The 21926-nt window shown below is 64.5% G+C and carries 16 protein-coding genes; 14 read left to right on the top strand and 2 right to left on the bottom strand.

Annotation, left to right across the window (positions count from 1 at the left end; all coding sequences use genetic code 11):
- Window positions 1-157: 157 nt before the first annotated feature.
- Window positions 158-2953: an ATP-binding protein gene (locus HX851_RS14105; RefSeq protein WP_177065810.1), complete on the top strand. Its 2796-nt coding sequence runs from the start codon at window positions 158-160 to the stop codon at window positions 2951-2953.
- 148 nt (window positions 2954-3101) lie between these two features.
- Here the strand turns inward: HX851_RS14105 and HX851_RS14100 are convergent, their stop codons facing one another.
- Window positions 3102-4502, bottom strand: coding sequence for an ATP-binding protein (locus HX851_RS14100; RefSeq protein ID WP_177065808.1), 1401 nt, complete (start codon window positions 4500-4502; stop codon window positions 3102-3104).
- Between the two features lie 198 nt (window positions 4503-4700).
- On the opposite strand from HX851_RS14100, the gene HX851_RS14095 reads away from it, so the two are divergent.
- The 13 genes from HX851_RS14095 (at window position 4701) to HX851_RS14035 (ending at window position 20503) form a co-directional block, all read left to right on the top strand.
- On the top strand, window positions 4701-5423 hold the full coding sequence (locus HX851_RS14095; protein ID WP_177057973.1) for a pirin family protein: 723 nt from the start codon (window positions 4701-4703) through the stop codon (window positions 5421-5423).
- A 264-nt stretch (window positions 5424-5687) separates the two neighbouring features.
- Window positions 5688-7571 (top strand): 3-dehydroquinate synthase, encoded by a 1884-nt coding sequence (locus HX851_RS14090; RefSeq protein ID WP_177065806.1) that lies wholly within the window; start codon window positions 5688-5690, stop codon window positions 7569-7571.
- Entirely contained in the window at window positions 7568-8458 is an 891-nt protein-coding gene (locus tag HX851_RS14085) for a UbiA family prenyltransferase (RefSeq protein ID WP_177057971.1), read from the top strand. The genes HX851_RS14090 and HX851_RS14085 overlap by 4 nt, the downstream gene beginning before the upstream one ends.
- Window positions 8455-9213: an EboA domain-containing protein gene (locus HX851_RS14080; RefSeq protein WP_177065804.1), complete on the top strand. Its 759-nt coding sequence runs from the start codon at window positions 8455-8457 to the stop codon at window positions 9211-9213. Before HX851_RS14085 ends, HX851_RS14080 begins: the two co-directional genes overlap by 4 nt.
- 58 nt (window positions 9214-9271) lie before the next feature.
- Window positions 9272-10156, top strand: a complete 885-nt coding sequence (locus tag HX851_RS14075; protein WP_177057969.1) for a TatD family hydrolase — start codon at window positions 9272-9274, stop codon at window positions 10154-10156.
- On the top strand, window positions 10153-11391 hold the full coding sequence (gene eboE / locus HX851_RS14070) for a metabolite traffic protein EboE (RefSeq protein ID WP_177057968.1): 1239 nt from the start codon (window positions 10153-10155) through the stop codon (window positions 11389-11391). Before HX851_RS14075 ends, eboE begins: the two co-directional genes overlap by 4 nt.
- Window positions 11381-12823 (top strand): alkaline phosphatase family protein, encoded by a 1443-nt coding sequence (locus HX851_RS14065; protein ID WP_177057967.1) that lies wholly within the window; start codon window positions 11381-11383, stop codon window positions 12821-12823. Before eboE ends, HX851_RS14065 begins: the two co-directional genes overlap by 11 nt.
- Window positions 12802-13941 carry a hypothetical protein gene (locus HX851_RS14060; protein WP_177065802.1) on the top strand — a complete coding sequence of 380 codons (1140 nt, stop codon included), beginning with the start codon at window positions 12802-12804 and terminating at the stop codon, window positions 13939-13941. Before HX851_RS14065 ends, HX851_RS14060 begins: the two co-directional genes overlap by 22 nt.
- Before the next feature lie 10 nt (window positions 13942-13951).
- Complete coding sequence (locus HX851_RS14055; RefSeq protein ID WP_177065800.1) at window positions 13952-16339, top strand: hypothetical protein; 2388 nt, start codon at window positions 13952-13954, stop codon at window positions 16337-16339.
- A 69-nt stretch (window positions 16340-16408) separates the two neighbouring features.
- Window positions 16409-17476 (top strand): hypothetical protein, encoded by a 1068-nt coding sequence (locus HX851_RS14050; protein WP_177065798.1) that lies wholly within the window; start codon window positions 16409-16411, stop codon window positions 17474-17476.
- A gap of 171 nt (window positions 17477-17647) precedes the next feature.
- Window positions 17648-18100, top strand: coding sequence for a cupin domain-containing protein (locus HX851_RS14045; protein WP_177057963.1), 453 nt, complete (start codon window positions 17648-17650; stop codon window positions 18098-18100).
- 150 nt (window positions 18101-18250) lie between these two features.
- Window positions 18251-19441: a cyanate transporter gene (locus HX851_RS14040; RefSeq protein ID WP_177057962.1), complete on the top strand. Its 1191-nt coding sequence runs from the start codon at window positions 18251-18253 to the stop codon at window positions 19439-19441.
- A gap of 150 nt (window positions 19442-19591) precedes the next feature.
- Window positions 19592-20503 carry a DMT family transporter gene (locus tag HX851_RS14035; protein ID WP_177057961.1) on the top strand — a complete coding sequence of 304 codons (912 nt, stop codon included), beginning with the start codon at window positions 19592-19594 and terminating at the stop codon, window positions 20501-20503.
- A gap of 6 nt (window positions 20504-20509) precedes the next feature.
- On the opposite strand, the gene HX851_RS14030 is transcribed toward HX851_RS14035, so the two are convergent.
- Window positions 20510-21925, bottom strand: coding sequence for an amidase (locus HX851_RS14030; RefSeq protein ID WP_177057960.1), 1416 nt, complete (start codon window positions 21923-21925; stop codon window positions 20510-20512).
- Window position 21926 lies beyond the last annotated feature (1 nt).

Raw genomic sequence — 21926 nt, 5'->3', positions numbered from 1 at the left:
TGTTGCCCACGGCACGGGCTTGCGGACCTGTGCAGCCGTTGCTCGGCGGACGATTGCGCCGCCGGCCAATCCTGAGGAATATACCCGGGTACCGCGTGATAGACGGGTGCAGACCCGCCACTACGGCAATCACAGGACCTGTAGCAGGAGCCAGCCGTTGAGCCTTCCCCCCGAGCAGACCGTACGTTTCGGTCCCTACCGGATCCATCCCGGGCAACGCCTGGTCATGGAGGCCGAGCGCCCCCTGCGCCTGGGACGACGGGCCATGGATATCCTGCTGATCCTCCTGGAGCACGCAGGCCAGGTGGTCAGCAAACAGCAGTTGATGGCCCGGGTCTGGCCCAACAGCGTGGTGGAAGAGATCAATCTGCGGGTGCACATGGCCGCGCTGCGCAAGGCCCTCGGTGATGGCCAGGCCGGCCAGCGCTATATCGTCACCGTCGCCCAGCGCGGCTACAGCTTTGTCGCCCCCTATCAGCTGGACACCCGCGAAGCGTGGCCACACAGCCACGCGCCGACACTCCTGGGCCATAACCTGCCGGTGCGCCGGACCCGGATGATCGGCCGCCAGCCGTTGCTCGACAGCCTGCCGGCGCAGCTGTCGCGACAACGCTTCATTACCCTGGTCGGCCCCGGCGGCATCGGCAAGACCACCCTGGCCCTGAGCGTCGCCGAACAACTGATCGGCCGTTACCGCGACGGCATCCGCCTGCTGGACCTGGCACCACTCGGCGACCCGGCCATGATCGGCAGTCATCTGGCGACACTGCTCGGTGTCGCCCTGCCCGAAGGTGATGCTGTCAGCAGCCTCGTGAACATCCTGCGCGGGCGCCAGATGCTGTTGGTGATCGACAACTGCGAGCACCTGCTCGACAGCGTCGCCCTGCTCTGCGAAAGCGTCCTGCGCGGTGCACCACAGGTGCATATCCTCGCCACCAGCCGCGAGAGCCTGAGGGCCGAAGGCGAGTTCGTACAGCGCCTGGAGTCGCTGGACTGTCCGCCGCCCGTCGCGGTCCTGGACCGCACCCGGGCCCTGGGCTTTGCCGCCCTGCAACTGTTCATCGAGCGCGCCATGGCCAGCCAGGACAGCTTCGAACTGACGGAAGCCGGACTGCCGCAGGCCATCGAGATCTGTCGGCGCCTGGACGGTATTCCCCTGGCCATCGAACTGGCGGCCGCCCAGGTCGACACCTTTGGCTTGAGCGGCCTGCTGGCGCAATTGCAGGGCAGCTTTCACCTGCTGGCCCAAAGCGGCCTGACCGCACCCGCGCGCCATCAGACCTTGCGCGCCACCCTCGACTGGAGCTTCGCGCTGCTCAGCCCTGGCGAACAGATCTGTCTGCGCCGGCTGGGCATTTTCAGAGGTGGCTTTACCCTCGCCTCGGCCGCGGCGGTGGTGATGGGCGCACAGGTCGAATCCCGCGAGGTATTCGCCTCGATCACCCAACTGGTCGCCAAATCCTTGCTGAACGTCGAGGTCGGCGATGAGCAAGTGTTCTATCGCCTGCTGGACACCACTCGCAGCTATGCCCTGGAAAAACTCGATCTGGCCTGTGAGCTGCCCGGTACTCGCCGGGCTCACGCCGAACATTGCCTGGCCCTGATGGCCCAGGCCCGGGACGAGTGGGAACACACCGCCAGCGACGTGTGGGTCGAGCGTTACGCCAGGAGCCTGGAAGACCTGCGGGCGGCCCTGGAATGGGGGCTGGGTCCCCGGGGTCCGGAAGAGCTGGCGATCCGCCTGACCGTCGCGTCGACGCCGTTGTGGCAGGAGCTGTCGTTGCTCAGGGAACACGGCAGCCATGTACGCCAGGCACTGGCGCTGCTGGAGAGCTCGGCGCAGCCTTGCCCGCACCTGAGCATCGCCCTCAAGCTGGCCCTGGGCAGCTCCTGCTATCACACCCAGGGCGGTACCCACGAAACCATCGAGGCCTTCAACGGCGCCCGGACCCTGGCCGAATACCACGATGACGTGAACGGCCAGTTGCGCGCCGTATCCGGTCATATGGCGGTCAATCTCAGCTGCGGCCACTATCGCGAAGCCCTGCAACAGAGCCTGCAGTTCGATCGACTGGGTTTGCGCGACGACGTCCTGCTGTCCCTCAGCACTCACCGCCTGCGGGTCCTGGCGCTGCATTTCGCCGGCGACCAGGGGCAGGCCCGGGACAACGCCGAACAGGTTGTCCAGCGCATGGCCCACAGTGGTCACCGTAACCGCTTCACCCAGGGTTTCGGCGTCCAGTACGATCAGAGCGTGGCCTCGTTGACCGTCCTGGCGCGTATTCTCTGGTTGCAGGGCTATCCGGAACAGGCCTGGAAAACCGCACGCCTGGCCCTGGACATCGCGTTGCAGATCAATCACGGCACCTCGGTGTGCTACACCCTGGCGCTGTCCGGTTGCCCGATCGCTTATTACAACGGCGACAGCCACACCGCCCGCGAACTGCTGCGGTTATTGCTGGAACAGGCGCAAAAGCACTCGGTGCTGCTGTTCCACACCTGGGGCCAGCACTACGCCCAGGTAATCGAAAACATCGCGACAGATGCTGCCCTTCCCCCCGCTGGTGGCCTGCTCAGGGAGATCATGGTCACCCTCGACAGCCGCTTCGTCGATGACACCTTGCTGGAACGGGCCGAGAGCGGTGCAGCGGGCTGGAGCACGGCGGAAATCCTCCGCGCCAGGGCGCAGGTATTGTTATCGGAACAGGCTCCGGACGCAGCGCAGGCGCTGTTGTTCAAGGCCTTGAGCGTGGCGCAGGAGCAAGGGGCACAGGCCTGGGAACTGCGCAGCGCCACGGCCCTGGCCCGACTCTGGCAGCAACAGGGGCGTTTCCAGTCCGCTCATGACCTGCTCGCACCGCTGTATGCCCGCTTCAGCGAAGGCTTTGCCACCCCGGATCTGATCAGCGCCCGGCAATTGCTCAAGGCGCTGCCGCTGCGCCAGTCAGCTTGAAACCCGCTGCGCCCGAGGAACGATGACGCGCCAAGGCCTGAAAACTGTAGGAACCGGGCTTGCCCGCGAAGCTTTTGGCGACCTCACGGGCCTCATCGCTGGCAAGCCAGGCTCCTACAGGGGCTGTGTTCGCCTTGGCTGACAGGGATTACGCCAGGGCCGGTTTCTGCCCGCTGCGCTCAAGCCGTTCCAGGGCATAGGCACGGGTGGTGTTGAGGAGCCGGTAGCGCGCCACGCCCCGCGCCACCACCAGCAAGGACTTGCGCGCGAGCAACGGCAGCAGTTCCTGCAACTGCGCCGGGCCCAATCGTTCGCAGCCGGCGACCGCGACAGCGGCGTCCAGGGTAAAGCCCTTCTTGAACACCGCGAGACGCTGCAACAGGGTCTGTTCATCGGCACTCAGGCGCTCGTAGCTCCAGTCCAGCGCGGCCTTCAGGGTCTGATGCCGGGGCACGGCGGTACGTCGCCCCAGGGTCAGCAACTGGCAACAGTTGCCCAGTTGGGCCTGCAAACCGACCAGGGCCAAGGCATCGATCTGCGCCGCCGCCAGCTCAATGGCCAGGGGCAAGCCGTCGAGTCGACGGCAGATCTCGCGCACCGCCACCAGGTCACGCTCACGCAGGACAAACCCCTGCTGGCAGGCGCGGGCGCGGCTGACCAGCAACTGCACTGCCGAATAGCCCATTGCTTCGGCGACGCTGCCCAACGCGCCAGCCGGTGGCGTCGTCAGCGGCGGCAGGCGCTGGACGGTTTCGCCAATGGCACGCAACGGCTCGCGGCTGGTGACGAGAACCGACAACCGAGGCGAACTGACCAGCAGGTGCCCGACCAGATCGCGGCAACGCTCAAGCAGGTGCTCACAGTTGTCCAGCACCAGCAAGGCGTGTTGTGGCGCCAGGGCTTGCAGCCCGCCCGGCAACCCCAGGGTGCGCGTCAGGTGATCGGTCACTTGCGCCGGGTCATCGATGGTCGACAGGTCGATCATCCAGACACCGTCGCGGTAATGCTCCAGGAGCAATTCGGCGACCCGCAGGGCCAGGGTGGTCTTGCCGATTCCGGCCGGTCCCACCAGGGTCATGCAGCGGCGGACTGGCAACTGCCGCACCAGACTGCCGATCAGCGCATCACGCCCGACAACCGCTGTCAGCCGGGACGGCAGGTTGTGCCGGAGCGGGGCTGGCACATCGAGGGCCACCGGCCGTGCATCGCGTTCGTACTGTACCGGGGCGGTGAAGCTGTAGCCGCGCTGCGGCAGGTTGATGATGTAGCGCTGGCCGTCCTGGCCGTCACCCAGGGCCCGACGCAAGGCGGCGATATGCACCCGCAGGTTGATGTCCTCGACCACCGAAGTCGGCCAGACCCGGGCGATCAGTTCGTCCTTGCCGACCACCTCGCCGGCGCGTTCGAGCAGCACCTGGAGAATGTCCAGCGCACGCCCGCCCATGCGCAGCGGACGATCCCCGGCCAGGACCAGACGCTGACCCAGGTGAAAGGCGTGGTTGCCGAAACGCAGTACCGTGTCGCTGCCTGGTTGCCTGAGACTGTTCATGCCCGTTCACCTGCCGAGGGACCCGGCCACGATTGACCGGCGCGGGATGAATACCGCCAGAGAATACAGCATCGGGATAAAAAAACTGTCAACTACAGAGAGACAGTCTTACCATTTCCATCTACTTATTGCAGCGAAGGGTAAACATTAACCTTTTCCTCACTCGGACGAATTCACGTCCCCAGAGGAGAATCCATCATGCTGACCCTGCGCAAAGCCACCGATCGCGGCATAGCCAATCACGGCTGGCTGAAATCGTTCCACACCTTTTCCTTCGCCAACTACCGCAACCTCAACGAGCAGGGTTTTTCCGACCTGCTGGTGATCAACGATGACCGGGTAGCGGCCGGCAAAGGCTTTGGCCAGCATCCGCACCGCGACATGGAGATCTTCTCCTACGTGCTCGAAGGCGCCCTGGAACACAAGGACACCCTGGGCACCGGCTCGGTGATCCGACCCGGCGATGTGCAACTGATGAGCGCCGGCAGCGGCGTGGCCCACAGTGAGTACAACCACTCGGCCAGCCGCCCGGTGCACTTCCTGCAGATCTGGATCGTGCCCGCGGTCAGTGGGGCGAAACCGCGTTACCAGCAGGAGCACTTCAGTACCCAGAAGAAGCGCGGAAAAATGGCCTTGATCATCTCTCCCGACGGAGTCCTGGGCTCGCTGAAGGTGCGTCAGGACGCCCGAGTCTACGCCGGTCTGATCGACGGCAAGGAAACCGCCAGCGTCGAACTGGCCGCAGACCGCTACGCCTATGTGCATGTGGCCCGTGGCAGCGTCGAACTCAATGGACTGGCCTTGCAGGCCGGGGATGGCGTGCGGGTGCGCAAGGAGCGCTTGCTGACCCTGGGCAACGGCGTGGATGCCGAAGTGCTGGTGTTCGACCTGCGGCCGGAGGAGTTACCGCAAATGCCATGACGTGGACAGGCCCGGGACGTATCAGCTCCCGGGCCTTGTTTATCGGCACGTTTATATAGCCAGGCGCAATAAGTGGTATAGCCAACCAATAATGGCAAAGAGCCCATGGCCGTCTAAGTTCATCACTACTGAACTGAGAGAGTGACCAGGCACACACCCGGCCCACCGCTGAAATAACCGGAGAACCCTCCTAGAACAATAAAAACGACATCGCTTTCAAATACTGAAACGGAACTCAGTCATCATAATCAAGAGGGACGCTTGATGAAGCGCAGCCGGTGGTATCGTGCGTTTTCAAAAAAGGGACCAGCCAACAATCACTGGCTGTCATTAGCCTGTTTCGCCGGCCTGGTCATCGCCAGTTTCCTGTTGTTCGAGCAGCAGATCCAAGGTTTCCTCGAACATCTGAGCCTGTCTCACCCCGCCACCCCCACCCAGCAAATCAACCTGGCACTCCTGCTGATCGCGCTACTGGTGCTGGACGTGGTGCTGCCGGTGCCTTCGAGCATGGTCGCCCTGTTGGCCGTCGCCTTGCTCGGCAGCGTCGGCGGCTACCTGGTCATCTTCGTCGGCCTGTGCCTGGGGGCCGCTTTCGGCTACGGCCTGGGCGCCGGCTACTTCCGCCTGCTGTCGCCCCGGCTGGATCCCGCCAAGCGTACGCCAGGAGCGTTCGCCACCCCGCTGGGGACGCTGTCACTGGTGTGCCTGCGGGGTGTTCCGGTGCTGGCGGAAACCTCGGTGGTCGCGGCCGGCATGCAACGCTACCCGCTGCGCCAGTTCCTGCTGGTGACCACCCTCGCCAATGCCGGGCTGGCACTGGCCTACAGCGCCATCGGCACGGCCCTGCTGGAACAGAACGCGCTGCTGGTGGCGATCCTCGCCAGCATGGTGCTGCCGGGCCTGTTCCTCGGAGCTCGCAGTCTGCTGCGGACTTACCGGGCGCATGCCAGGCCGCAAGACACGCACACCCTGCACGGGCGCTTCGAGGTGAGCTACCACTATCCGGTGGTGTTCACCGAGTACGTGTTCGACCCCACGAACCCTTGCCTGCGGGAACAACTCACACGCCTGCAGGCCGGTCCGGTCAAGATCCTGGTGTTCGCCGACGAGCAACTGCTGCACAGCCGTCCGCAGCTGTCGCGGCAGATCGATGACTACTTCGCCGCCTGCCCCGCCGATCTGCGCCTGCAAGCACCCGCACTGTCGGTGCCGGCAGGAGAGCCGAGCAAGCAGCCCGATGTCTTGCAGCGGCTGTATGCGCAGTTGCTGGAGCAAGGCATGGATCGCCATGGCTATGTCCTGGCGCTGGGCGGCGGCGCCACGCTCGACACGGTGGGCTATGCCTGCGCCACCTTCCATCGCGGTATTCGCCTGATCCGTATCCCCACCACAGTGCTCGCGCAAAACGATGCCGGCATCGGAGTGAAGAACGGCATCAATGCCTTCGAGCAGAAAAACCTGCTGGGGGCCTTCTACCCCGCCACGGCGGTGATCAACGACTTCCAGTTGCTGAGCAGCCTGTCACCGCGCGACCAGATCGCCGGGCTGGCCGAAGCGGTAAAGGTCGCCGCGATCAAGGACCCGGCCTTTTTCCTCTGGATGGAGCAGCACGCCGAAGCCCTCGCCACCTTCGAACAGCAGGCCAGCCGCTATGCCATCCGCCGCTGCGCCGAACTGCACCTGGGACATATCACCGGCGCGGGCGATCCGTTTGAACGGGGTAACGGCCGACCGCTGGATTACGGTCACTGGGCCGCGCACAAGCTGGAAAAACTCAGCCGGCATCGCTTGCGCCACGGTGAAGCGGTGGCCGTGGGCATGGCCCTGGATGCGCTGTATGCCAATGCCCGCGGGCTGCTGTCCGACAGCGAGAACGAACGCTTGCTGCAATTGTTGTCCAGGCTTGGCTTTGGCCTGAACCCGCCCGAATTGATGGTGAAGGACGCCCAGGGCCGTTTCCTGGTCCTGCAAGGGCTGGAAGAGTTCCGTCAGCACCTGGGCGGCGAGTTATCCATTCCCATGCTCAGCCGCATGGGCGAGTCCCTTGATGTCCACGAGATCGACCCGGCACTGATGGAACAGGCCCTGCAACGGCTGTCCCATTGCACGGGAGCGGTACTGGACGGGATACAGGACTGCCCGCAATGAACGGCCCGCACCTGAGCTTGCGGACCTGGATGACCCTGGGCCGCGTCTCCAACCTGCCGACGGTGTGGACCAATACCCTGGCCGCCGTGCTGCTGGCCAGCAGTGCCGGGGCGCTGGCTTCGCCCTCGTCGCTGGTCTGGATCCTGCTGCTGGTCACCTTGTCGCTGCTCTACCTGGCCGGCATGTTGCTGAACGACCTGCTGGACGCCGACTGGGATCGCCGGCACCGGAACCCACGCCCCATTCCCCTCGGACTGGTCAACCGACGGCAAGTCGGACTCGCCACCGCGTTGCTGCTGTTGCTCGCCACGGTCGCAGTCGGCGGCCTCAGCCGGCTGATCGACGAACCGGTCTGGCTGCTGGGCAGTGTCGTCCTGCTGGCGGGTTTTATCCTGGCCTACAACCTGCTGCACAAGAAGTACGCCCACAGCGTCTGGCTGATGGGCGCCTGTCGCTCTGCCCTGTACATCACCGCCGCCGCCAGCCTGGCCGCGCCACCACAACCGATCTGGCTCTGCGCCGTGCTGCTGGGCACCTACATCAGCGGCCTGACCTACCTGGCCCGCCAGGAACACCGCAACCAGCTGCTCAGTCGCATTCCCCTGCTGTTGATGCTCAGTCCGCTGGCCCTGGCGGCCTATACCGACAATCTCGAGTTCTGGCTGGTGCTGCTGTTCTGGCTCGGCTGGCTGGGCTGGAACTACCGGCGGCACCTGGCCAATCCGGCGCAACGGCAAGTGCGGGCGTTTATCGGCGCGGGCCTGGCCGCCCTGCCGTTGTTCGATGCGCTGGTGCTGGCGGTGGCCAACCAGCCGTTGGCCAGCCTGGCCTGTGTCCTGGTGTTTTTCCTGCTCCCCTACTTCCAGCGCTGGATCAGACCGACATGAACCTGCCCATCACGCCAACACCCCGCCCGGCACTCGACATGCGTCACGATACCCTCGCCGAACTGCGCCGGCGCTTTATCGAGCCCCTGGACGAGAGCGCCCGACAGTGGTGGCAACAGGCGCGCGATCGCCTCGCCCGGCAGCCGGATGCCAACACCGTGGCGCTGTTGAGCAGCCAGTACAAGCGCGGGCCCGGCCAGCACATCCCCGGCAATAGCGCCTGGACGCACACGCAACTGGCCCATGTACTGCTCTTGGCCCAGGCCCTGGAGCATCAGGCCGAAGCCGAGCGGCTGCCCCTGTTACAACAGTTGTTCCGTTGGGCCGATGACCAGGAAAAGATTGCCCTGCTCAAGGCCCTGGACTGGCTGGACAGCCATGGCAGTTGCCTGGGCCTGGCGTTGCAGGCCGGGCGGACCAACAACAGCCAGGTCTTTGCCGCCATCGCCCTGGACAACCCTTATCCGGCACGGCACTACGACGAGCGCGCGTTCCATCAACTGATCCTCAAGGCGCTGGGCATGGGCCTCGATGTGCGCCGCACCGAGGGCCTGGCCCAACGTCGCGGCCACACGCTCAACCAACTGGCGCTGGATCTGCTGGAAGAACAACTCGCCGCCGACCGCGCCGTTTCCGCCGGTCTGCCCCACGTCATCGCCTTTGCGCTGCTCAGTCCCCTCCAACTGCAGCGCCTGGTCAAGCTGGACCGGCAGCAACGGCTGCCGCCGGGCTGGCGCGAGCACCTGCCCGGCTAGAACCGTCCCGTACCGAATCGCTGCCCGACAGCACACGTCCCCTGCACGAGGATTCATCATGCTGAAGTACTTCGACCCGCATATCCATATGGTCAGCCGTACCACCGACGACTACCAGAACATGGCCGCCGCCGGTATCACCGGGGTCATCGAGCCGGCCTTCTGGCAAGGCCAGGCCCGGACCAGCGTCGGCAGCTTCGTCGACTATTTCGACACGCTGCTGGGCTGGGAACGCTTTCGCGCCAGCATGTTCGGGATCCATCACTTCTGTACCATCGGCCTCAATCCCAAGGAAGCCAATGACCTCTCGGTGGCCAACGAAGTGCTGGAGCTCCTGCCGCGCTACCTGGTCAAGGACGGAGTCGTGGCGGTCGGTGAAATCGGTTATGACGACATCACCCCCGAGGAGGACCGCTTTCTCGCCGCCCAGCTGGAACTGGCCAGGCAGTTCAACCTGCCAGTACTGGTGCATACGCCGCACCGTGACAAGATCGGCGGCACCAAGCGCACCCTGGCGGTGATTCGCGAAGTGGGAATCGCCGAACACCTGGTGATCATCGATCACCTGAACGAGCTGACCCTGCCGCTGGTACTGGACAGCGACTGCTGGCGCGGCCACTCCATCTACCCCAACACCAAGATGTCGGAGCAACGCATGGTGGCGCTGCTCCAGGAGTACGGCACCGAGAAGATGGTGGTCAACAGCGCCGCCGACTGGGGCATCAGCGATCCGCTCAAGGTGCCGAAGACCGGCCAGGCGATGCTCGCGGCAGGCTTCAGCGAAGCCCAGGTCGAGCAGGTGCTGTTCCACAACCCGATCGACTTCTTCGCCCAGAGCGGCCAGTTGGACAAGACCCTGGTCAGTACCCCGTTGCCCATCGACCAGCGTCGCCAATGGCAGGAGAACTCCGCGTTGCGGGGCCAGGAACCGGTGGTCAAATGAGTCCCGGCAGCGGCTGGAGCGCCGCCCAGCTCGGCTACTGCGGCAACGTCCACCCGGCCCCCGACCTGGCCGCCCTGCGTGCTTCGATCCAGCACCCGTTCCAGGGCGTACGCCGCCGGCGTGGCCTGGCCGAACAGGACAGCGGCCTGTGGATCAGCGCCCGCGCCGCCGCCGAATTGCAGTCCGTAGCGGCGCGTGCTGCCTTTCTCGACCTGCTGCGCGACAGCGGCCTGCGCCTGACGTCGCTCAACGGTTTCCCTTATGGTCAGTTCCATCAGGGCGCGGTCAAGGCCGAGGTCTACCTGCCCGACTGGGCCGATCCCCGACGGCTGGAATACAGCCTGCAACTGGCGCGACTGCTGGCGGCGGCGTTGCCGGCGGATTGCGCGCGGGGCGTGATTTCCAGCGTGCCGCTGGGTTATGCCGCCACCTGGGACACGCACCGACAGCAACGGGCCGGGCAGCAACTGCGCCAGCTCACCGCCGCACTGGCTGCCTTGCAGCGGGAAACCGGCAAGCAGATCGTACTCTGCCTGGAGATGGAACCGGACTGCGTGCTGGAAACCACCGACCAGGCCATCGCGTTCTTCCGTCACTGGCAGGCCAGCGACCCGCACCATGCCCACCTGGCGCTGTGCTTCGATGTCTGTCACCAGGCGGTGGTCTTCGAAGACTGCTACCAGTCGCTGGACAGGTTGCTGCGGGCCGGGATTGCGATCGGCAAGATCCAGCTGTCCAACGCCCTGGTCTGCACACTGCCCGCCCCCAACCACCCACGCCATCCACAAGTGCTGCAGGCCCTGGGCGACTTTGTCGAAAGCACCTACCTGCACCAGGTCAAGGCCCGTGACCGGCAGGCTCGGATGCTGGCCTGGGCGGACCTGCCCGCGGCTCTTGCTCACCGGGCGCTGGACCTTGGGCAGTGTGCCGAACTGAGAATCCATTTCCACGTCCCGTTGTTCAGCGAACAGTTGCTGTTGCCGGAACTCGGCGGCAGCCAGGACGCGCTGTTCCAGACCTTCGATTTTCTCGCCGACCATCCCCGCTTCCATCCGGTGCTGGAGGTGGAAACCTACAGCTGGAACGTCCTGCCACCGCAACTGCGTCCGCAGACCGAAGAAGAACTGCTGCAAGGCATCGCGACGGAACTGCAATGGGTCGAAGCGCAGTTGCACGAGCGGTGCCTGCTGAGTCCCCGGCCACGCCAGCAGGAGGCCCGCGCCCATGTCCGCTGATCAACGCCAACCGCTGCTGCTGATCAATGTGGTGGGGCTGACACCGGCCCTGCTCGGCGCTTCGACGCCACGCATCAACCAACTGCTGGGTAGCGCCCGGATGGCCCATCTGCAGCCGGTCTTTCCGGCGGTGACCTCGACGGTGCAAGCGTCGATCCTCACGGGCCTGCCGCCCTCCGGCCATGGCATCGTCGGCAACGGCTGGTACTTCCAGGACCAGGCCGAGGTGCGTTTCTGGCTGCAGCCCAATGCGCTGATCCAGGGCGAGAAGGTCTGGCAGGCCTTGCAACGGCAACTGCCGGGCTTTCGCTGCAGCCAGTTGTTCTGGTGGTTCAACATGTACGCGGACGTGGCGGCGGCCATTACCCCGCGTCCACATTACCCGGCTGACGGGCGCAAGGTCTTCGGCCTGTACTCGTCACCGCCGACCCTGCACGAAACCATCGAGCGACAGATCGGCGAGTTCCCCTTCCATGGTTTCTGGGGGCCTGCCGCCGGCATCGCCTCCAGCCGCTGGATCGTCGACTGTGCGATGGCCGAGTACCAGATCAACCGGCCCGACCTGCAACTGGTCTACTTGCCGCACCTCGATTACGGCCTGCAACGCCTGGGCCCCGAACACCCGGCCATCGCCGATGAACTGCGGGCCATCGATAGCGAGGTCGGGCGCCTGCTGGACTTCGCCGAACAACAGGGCGCGGCGGTGATGCTGTTGTCCGAGTACGGTATCGAGCCGGTGCGCGAATCGATCTCGCTCAATCGCCTGTTGCGGGCCGAAGGCTTGCTGCAGGTGCGCCAGTCACTGTCCTGGGAACTGCTCGACCCCGGTGCCAGCGCGGCCTTTGCGGTCGCCGATCACCAGGTTGCCCACATTTACGTCCGCCAGGCCCGGGACATCCCCAGGGTCAAGGCCCTGCTGCAGCGCCAGCCCGGCGTCGAGCAAGCGCTGGACAAGCAGGAACAACGCGCCTGGCAACTGGATCACCCACGCAGCGGCGAGCTGGTGGCTGTGGCCGCGGCCGGTTTCTGGTTCGATTACTACTACTGGTTCGACGACCGCAAGGCACCCGACTTCGCCCGTACCGTGGACATCCACCGCAAGCCCGGCTACGACCCGCTGGAGCTGTTCGTCGACCCGGCCATCCGCTTTCCCAAACTGAAAATAGCGCGCCGCCTGCTGCAGAAAAAACTCGGCTTTCGCTACTACATGGACCTGATCCCGCTGGACACCCGGATGATTCGCGGCAGCCACGGCCGGCTCCCCGAAAAACCCGCCAACGGGCCACTGCTGATTACCAATTGCGACCTGCCGCTGCCGGAACACCTTCCGGTGACGGCGGTAAAGCAACTGCTCCTGCAACATTTCCTGGGGCAGCCCTACCGTGACAAGGCCAATGCCAAGGAGCTTCCATGCGGCGAGCCATTTCGATAACAGTTCTGAGTACCCTGGCCGGGTTGGCCCAGGCTCAGAGCGCCAGCAGCTTCAACTGCAACGACTTCCTGCAGTTCGGGGGAGACGTCAACAAGACCCGGGCCGAGTTTCTCAAGGGCCCCGAGACCCTGACCTGGAACTGGTTCGTCTGCCTGAACCAGCCTGCTGCCAGCGGCAGCCCCAACCTGGTCTGGGAAACCCTGAAACCCTCCGACCAGGTCTACCTGAGCGACGGCGCCAAGCCCCTGCCCTACAACCAGAGCGTGCCGCCCCCCAGCGCGGTGCTCGCCCAGGCGAAGACACTGGGCCTGAACCCCAACCGGCTGTTCCATAACCTCAATGCCACGCAACAGGTCGACGGCATGATCCTGGAGATGGGCGGCGCCGTGCCGGATGCTGAAAAAGGCAAGCCGGTGCGCTTCCAACTGCTGATGTCCGAAGGCACCTTCGACTACATCGTGCAGAAGCAGGTCTACAACGTGAACGGCCAGGCCGCCCTGACCAGCAACCTGGACTTCCCGTCCACGGCCTGGGAACTGAAAGCCTCGTGGCTGTGGATCGGGACTGACACCCAATACCAGAAGACCCTCCAGGACGACGGCTACTACATCGCCCAGGCCTACTACCAGGAAGGCAACAAGTACCAGGTCGGCTACGCGGCCCTCAGCGGCCTGCACGTGATCAACAAGCTGAATCCGGGTTGGGTCTGGACCACCTTCGAGAACATCAACAACAGCAAGTACACCGTCACCAATGCGATACCGCCCACGCCGATGACCAACAGCACCGGGCCGACGCCCGCTTCCGTCCCGGTCAACACCACGTTCCAGGCGGCTTACCCGGCGCTGGCGAAGTACGAACTGATCGGTACCCAGGTCCAGACCCATCCGACCCTGCTCGCCAACTCCCAACTGGAGTCGGCGTTCCAGAGCCAGTCGTCGTGTTTTGCCTGTCACGGCACGGCGGCGTACTCGGTCCAGAAGGGTTACTTCAATTTCGCCATGAAGGAACAGGGTGGTGTCGTCTACCCCACCGCCCCGGTGCCGGAAAAAGACTTTGCCGGCTACAACAAACTGGACTTTGTCTGGTCGCTCAAACGCGCCCAGTGGCAACGCTAAGGAGCATGACATGAGCGTATTGAATTTCCCTCGCATCTACTTCAACGGCCATATGTTCTGGAACCCGCCGACAGCCAACAACAACGATGTGTTCCCGGCTTACGAAGCGGTCAAGATGGAGATGAACTGGCCCTTTCTCGCCAATTACGAGATCACCCCGGCCAATGCCGACAGCACCCTGATGCCATGGTTTATCAAACCGTTGGCGTTCGGCGATGTTCCCGACTATGTGCTGCAGGTACCGGGCAACGCCGACCCGAAGAACTACCCGATGATTCCTGCCGAATGGGACCTGTTCGGTGACAACGCCTGCGGCACGGTCAATTACGGCCAGACCCGCTCGGTGATCATCGGCGGCGAAATCCAGACCGGTGCGTACATCGACCAGGATACGCTGATCAACAAGCCCTACCAGTTGCTGGGCAATCCGCTGGGCAGCAACAGCCTGCCGCCGGCGCGCTTTGTCGATGTCAGCCCCTGGCAGAACACCTTCACGGCGCTGTATTTCGACAAACTGGTGCTGGGCGACGCCCAGTGCGGCCTGACCCTCAACCGCCAGCACCGGATGCTCGACCGTTTCCTCAACTTCAGATGGGCACCACTGGGCGGGCTGATCAGTGTCACCACCACCTGGCAGACCTGTTTTCCCAGGGACCATATCCAATGGGTGATCGGCGACTCGCAATTGCTGCAGAACCTTCAGCAACAGATGGATCAACAGAACGCCAAGGGCCTGATGTTCCGCTTCTCCACCTACCTGACCTGCTACGACAAGAACGGCATTTTCAACAACTACCCGCCCATCGATACCCACACCAACAGCGCCGCGGCCCACGCCAAGGTGCAGGAGATGTACCAGAAGGGCCTGGACAACGTTGCCGACATCTTCTTCAACCCGGCCTACAGCCGTACCGCCGGCACCCTGGGGCTGTGGTTCGAGGATGAGTTCCCCTCCGCGCCGGCGGGGCAACGCCTGGTTCCCGCCGCGCCGATCAGCCTGTACAAGACGGTGCCCGGAGATACCACGCTGCCACCGGGTGTCGCAATCCAACTGGGGGTGACCTCGACTCACCTGCAGTCCGACAGCGATACGCTATCGCTGGACCTCTCGACCACCTTCCCCTTCTACCAGGCCAACCCGAATGCCGATATTCCCGTGGCGGAGAAGTACCAGGTCGGCGATTTCACCCTGGGCGTCAACAACGCCGGTCAATTCACCGCCGTGGCCGACTTCGGTTTCGCCCAGTATCAACAGGCCGCCTTTGACAAGCGCTCCGGCATCCTCGACCTGCCATTCAATGCGGCACTGCGGCAAAAGCTGCAGAGCGGTGCGCTGGAGTTGCGCCAGAAAGGCAAACCCCTACCGACCGCGACCCAGCAGAAATGGACCGCCGAAGTGGTGGAAAGCGGCAGCTTCATCGATGTCGGCGACAGCCGGACCCTGAAAATCATGGTGCAGCGCGATGGCCAGCCGGCACCGGCCGGCACCGTGCTATGGGTCGCGGAGTACGCCAACGCCTTCATGCTCAGTACCAGCAACTACTACCTGACGTTCAGCAATGCAGCCGACTTCACGCTGTTCTACGACTATCCGCAGAATCGCAAGCAGAACCAGCCCAACCTGCCGCAGTTTGTCGATAGCCTGCAAAAATCCGTGCATGCCAGCACGGGCAGCGGTCGCCGGCTCACGGCCATCGACACCGAGGTTGAAGCCGATCAGGGGATTCCCATCACCTATCAACAGTACCTGCCGACCGCCGCCTCGGTTGCCCTGGCCCCCAGCCTGGCCTTCAACAACGCGATAGCGATGCAGGGAACGCTGCAGGACCCGAAAAACAGTGTCGTGAACTACAGCGTCACCCAGATACAGACCGACGCCAGCGGTATTGCACTGCTGACCGCCAAGGGCCAGGCCCCGGGCTTTCCGACCCTGCGGTTCTTCGTGCAGGAAGGCAGCCAGCCACCGAAGATCCCCTTCAGCTTCAACTACACCGAGGCCTATACCGACTTCCTCGCGCCGTTGCGGCTACTGCCGCTGGAACCGCAACTGGAACAGGACTTCGTCAACGAATGGAACAAGATCTACCAGAGTGCCAGCGCACGGACCGTGATCTGGGACACCTTCATCTACCCGCGCATCCTGCAGCCCTTCTATTACCTGTACCCGATCATGAGCAAGTACATGCCCCTCAACTCCCTGGAGCGGATCGAGGGGGCCGTCGACCAGTTGATCGTGCTGATCAGCAAGGAGTATCAGGAGGAAAGCACGCTGTCGATGCCCATCACCCGCGACATGTCGCAAAGCCGCCGTGCCGTGCTGGAGCTCTGGGCGCAGGCACTGGTCAAGCGCAACTACCCACCGCTACCCCTCAGCATGAGTGACTACGACCGATACTGACCCGCCCACCGCCAACGGAACGCCGGGTGACTCCCTGTCACCCGGCACCATTGAACATGGAGTGTTGCCATGACCCTTACCATTCCCGATCAACCGATCGAAAACCTGCGCGCAGGCCATATCATCGCCGAAGGCCTGTTGAACCCGCGCGGCCTGTGTGCACGTTTCGACGGCAGCCTGCTGCTGGTGGAGGCCGGCTCCGGCTTGCCGGACCAGCCGTTCAGCGGGCGTATCAGCCGTCTGCTCCCCGATCCACGGCACCCGAGCGCCTATCTGCCCGCGCAAATCCTGGCCCAGGGTTATCGTTCGATGAACATGCAGGCACGCATGCTGCGCGACGAAATCATGGGGCTGTCCGATATCGCCCATGGCGAGGGCCGCTACCTGGTCAGCCTGACCGACTATGTCGAAGGCTCCCGGCTGCTCGACCTGCAATACAGTCCTCCGGAACCGGTCTTCAGCAGCCGCGGCAATCTCAATGCCCTGTGCTACCACCCGACCCGGCGCAGTTGGCTGGCGGTCAAGCCCGACGCCAACCAACTGGTTGAATTCACCGCCGAACACGGGGAGCAGGTGCTGGTCGAGCTGCCTGACCTGGACCAGGGCCAGGACGCCGTGCCGGTGACCCTGGTCCATGAACCCGCGACCGATGCCGTGCTGATCAGTCTGTTTTCCGGCGAGCTGCACAGTACTCCGGCACAGCAGGGGATCGACTTCGCCGGCAAGGCCGGACAGGTCATCCGCGCCTGGCCGGCCAACGGGCAGATCGAGACCGTCGTGCGCGGTCTGCAACTGCCCACCGGCCTCGCCCTGACGTCCACGGGCCAGTTGCTGGTACTGGAACTCTGCGACCGTCTGCTCGAACCCCTGCCACCGGGCTGGGCGGGCGAAACCCGGCATGGCGGCTTCGAGCGGTTCAGTGGCCGGCTGCTGAGCTGCGACCTGCGAACGGGTCAGGTCAGCGTGCTCGCCCGTGGCCTGGATACCCCGTCCAACCTGTGCCTGGTGCCGGGCGCGGTGGTGGTCAGCGAAGGCATGGGATTGACCGGCCGTACGCTGCCCACGCCGCAGAACGGCATGGCGCCCCTGACCGGCCGGCTGCGGCGCATACCGCTCGATGACCAGACGGATGACTGAGGGCCGATGCCGGCGGATTTGTATGTGACTGTATCCCGACTGGCGCCAGCCAACTGCGCATACAAACCCAGGCCTGCGCGACATGTACGCGATACATGGCGAGCGCCTGATGGGGTCGCCGTATTCGCGGCGTCCCGCGCGGCCCAGCCGTGCATGTGCAGGAGAACCATGATGTCCGTCATTGCGTCCCGTAATACCCTTGGAACCTTCGGCCTGATCCTGGCCGCCAGTGCCCTCGCCGCCTTCTCGGGTTTTTCCCAGGCCCGGGAAACCGCGGCACCGGCCATGAAGAGCTGGCAAACCGGGCTGCACCGGACCGACCTGGTGCAGAAGGACCTCGACGCCACGTCCGGCCGCGAAGTGATCCAGACCCGGGTCGACTTCGAACCCGGCGTGGCCGCGCCCCGGCACTCCCATCCGGGGGTGGAAGTGGCCTATGTGCTCAAGGGCACCATGCAATATGAGCTCGAAGGGCAGCCGCCCGTGACGCTCAAGGCCGGCGACTCGCTGTTTATCCCCGAGGGCATCGCCCACCTGGCGAAGAACATCGGCAAGGACCAAGCCTCGGAACTGGCCACCTATATCGTGCACAAGGGCAAGTCGCTGGTGGAACTCAAGCCGTAACACCGACGCGGGCAAACGCCACCCGAATCCCGTGGCGTTTCTTGCCGCAAGGCGGCGAATCCTAGTTTCTCGATATCACCCACTAGTTTTCAAATTGCCCTTGCGCACCCGCGATGGCCTAATCGGAGCTTTGTAATCAAAGGCTCCCACATGGAAAACGTTAGAGCTTCAAGCGCTCATGCCGTCTGGCTGATGGTCAGCGTGGTACTGGTCGCACTCAACCTGCGACCGTCGATGGCCGCTGTCGGCCCGCTACTGTCGGCCATTCGTGGCGATATCCCACTGAGTTTCAGCGCCGCCGCGTTGCTGACCATGCTGCCGGTCATGGCCATGGGCCTGGCGATGTTCCTCGGCATGCGCGTCGCCCAGCGCTTCGGCGAGCACCGCACCATTGTCGTGTCGCTGCTGGTCATCGGCCTGGCCACCGCTTCGCGGCTGTACCTGGACAGCACCGCCGAGCTGATCCTCAGCGCGGTACTGGCCGGTCTCGGCATCGCCTTGATCCAGGCCGTGATGCCGGCGTTGATCAAGTCGCGCTTCAGCAACAATGTCTCGCTGTTCATGGGCGTCTACGTCACCTCGATCATGGGCGGCGCGGCACTGGCGGCGTCGTTCTCGCCGTTCGTCCTGGCGCAGACCGGCAGTTGGCGGATCAGCCTGGCGGTCTGGGGATTGCTGGCGCTGGTGGGCCTGGTCGTCTGGTTCGCCCAGCGCTCGGCGGTGCCGCACTTGCCACAGGCACCGACCAGCGAGCGCCAGGAATCGTTCTTCGGCAACTCACGGGCCTGGCTGCTGGCGATTTTCTTCGGCCTCGGTACCGCGTCCTACACCTGCGTACTGGCCTGGCTCGCGCCCTACTACGTGGAAAAAGGCTGGAGCGAACAGAGCGCTGGCCTGCTGCTGGGCCTGCTGACCGCCATGGAAGTGGTGTCCGGCCTGGTAACCCCGGCGATTGCCAACCGCAGCCAGGATCGTCGCCTGGTGCTGGCGGTGCTGCTCCTGCTGATCATCGCCGGCTTCTGCGGCCTGATCCTCAGCCCTGAGCGCTTCACCCTGCTGTGGCCATGCCTGCTGGGCCTGGGGATCGGCGGCTTGTTCCCGATGAGCCTGATCGTCTCCCTCGACCACCTGGACAACCCGCGCCGGGCCGGCGGCCTGACCGCCTTCGTGCAAGGTATCGGCTACCTGATCGCCGGCCTCTCGCCACTGATCGCCGGGATGATCCGCGACCAGTTGGGCAGCTTCGAGTGGGCCTGGTGGTCCCTCGCGGCCGTGATGGCGGTAATGATCGTGATGGTGCTGCGCTTCAACCCCAAGCATTACGCACAGCATATCCAGTAAGCGTCGACGGTCCTTCCAGGGTCTCCCCAGCGGCTGCCCGGCCAGCCTTGAAAGGACCGTTTCCAGTCTCCCCGCGCCACTGCGCCACGCCTCTTCCCACCCGTGCCCGCAGGCCATCATGGCCACGCACGCCCAACCCTGGAAACACTCATGAAACCAGCCAGTTTTGCCACCGCTCACGGCGGCATGTTGATCTGGGCGATCCTGATCGCCGCGTCTTTTTTTGCCGCCGCCGAGGTCGGCCAGTCGATCGATCCGATCCTGCTGACCGGGCTGCGCCTGTTGTTTTCCGCCCTGCTGTTCCTGCCTTTGCTGCTGTTGAACAACACCTCGCCGATCTCGCTCAAAGGCCTGCTCGCCCATGGCGTGCTGGGCCTGTTGCTGGCGGCGTATTTCGGTTCGCTGTTCGAAGCGTTGCGCTACACCACGGCGGTCAATACCGCGACGCTGTACACCCTGGTGCCGCTGATGACGCTGTGCTTCGAAGTTTTCCTGTTACCCGGGCCCAACCTGAAAACCCGCCTGGCGCCGATGCTGCTCGCGGCAGTGGGCGCCGTGCTGCTGATTCTCAAGGGTTCGGCGCCGGGTGAATTGCCGGCGCTGTATCCGGTACTGGTGTTCAGTGTCGGCTGCCTGGCGATGGCGCTGTATTCACCCTTGAGCCAGCGCTTCAAGGCCGGTGTCCTGACGGGCCGCGATCCGGTGGCGATGACCTTCTGGAACATGCTCTTCGGCGCGCTGTTCCTGTTGGCGTTCTGTCTGTTCGGCGGGGGCTGGCGCAGCGGGGTGCTGCTGACGGGGCGGGATATGTTCTGGCTGGTGTACCTGGCGCTGTTCGGCACCCTGGCCACCTTCTGGCTGCTGCATCGGGCCATCGGGGTGATTGCGCCGTCGACGGTGATTTCCTATGTCTACCTGAACACGCTGTTCGTGACCCTGTTCCACTGGTTCTGGCTCAGCCAGCAACCGACGCTGGTCGAAGCCGTCGGTGCCGTGCTGGTAGCGGTCGGCATGGGGGTGCTGGTGATGACCAGCCGTACCCCCAAACCCGTGCTGGCGTAAAAGACCTCAGTGTGTCGTCGCCCCCCGTGGCATCACCGGGGTCCAGCGTTCCAGCTGGCGCTCAAGGAACGCGGCGACGGCCAGCAAGCGTTCTTCCTGCCAATGCGGCCCGACGATCTGGATGCCGATCGGCAAGCCGCTGTCCGGATCATGGCCGGCGCGAATCACCACCGCCGGCGACCCGGACAGGCTGAACGGGAAGACGAAGGCGTAGCGATCACGGTCGTCCAGGGACTCGCCATGGGCAAAGGCCACGTCCGGGAACACCGGACAGATGAACAGGTCGTGCGCCGTGAAGAACTTCGCCAGCTGGTAGCGGAAGGTATCGATCGCAATCCAGTCGCGCTTCATTTCATCGACACTCAGCTCGACTTCGCCGCTGAGCCGCACCAGCTCCGCCGTGGCCGGGGTATAGGCCTGCTTGTTCATCGCCTGGAACAACCGCTGCCAGCCACGGCCGCCGTCGGCCCCGGTGATGAACACCCGCCACAACACATCGCAGGCCTCGTCGAGCATCGGCGGTACCGCCGGGGAGAGCCCGGCGACCACCGTGCCCAGGCACGCCTCGACCCGCTGCAGCACCTGCTTCACGCCGGGGCTGACGCGGCTTCGCGCCGACTCCCAGGACAGCGCCACCCGCAGCTCGGCCAGGGGCTTGCTCTCGACGAAGGGCACATCGACGGTATCCGGATCCTGGCCGTCGGCACCGCTGATCAACGTCCCGAGCAACGCCAGGTCGTCGACATAGCGGCCCATCACGCCAAACGCCGAGGTCAGGTGGAACAGGCCGGAGCGGTCATTGGGAAACTGCCCGGTCAACGGCACCCGGCCCTGGGTCAGCTTGAGGCCGCAGATGCCGTTGAAGTGCGCCGGAATCCGCACGCTGCCACAGGCATCCGAGGCCAGCCCCGCCGGCGAGCAACCGGCGGCGATGGCAGCGGCTTCACCGCCACTGCTGCCGCCGGCGGAGCGCAGCGGATCGTAGGGGTTTAGGGTGCGGCCATAGAGCAGGTTCTCGGTCTCGAAGGCCATGCACAGTTCGGGCACGTTGCTGATGCCGAGGATGATCGCCCCGGCGTCGCGCAGTCGCGCCACCACCGTGGCGTCCTGTTCGCTGGGTTCGCCGAGCAACTCCTCCAAGCCCCGTGACATGCGAAAACCACGCACATGGCAGACGTCCTTGATGGTCAGGGGAACCCCATGCAAAGGCCCGCACAGCTTGCCGACACTGGCCAGCTCGTCGGCCTCGCGGGCCTGACGCCGCAGTTCGTCGACCGACTCCAGCTGGATCAGCGCATTGATCGAGCGGTTACGCTCGGCAATGCGCTGCAGGTAGAACTCCAGCAGGTTCACGCTGGTCAGCGCGCCACGGCGCAGCAGGCCGGCCATTTCGCGCAGGGTCAGAGTGTCCGGATTGAACATG

It is taken from the genome of Pseudomonas gingeri, from assembly GCF_013385635.1.
Lineage (GTDB): Bacteria > Pseudomonadota > Gammaproteobacteria > Pseudomonadales > Pseudomonadaceae > Aquipseudomonas > Aquipseudomonas gingeri_A.
This window is presented reverse-complemented; position numbering and strand designations above follow the sequence as displayed.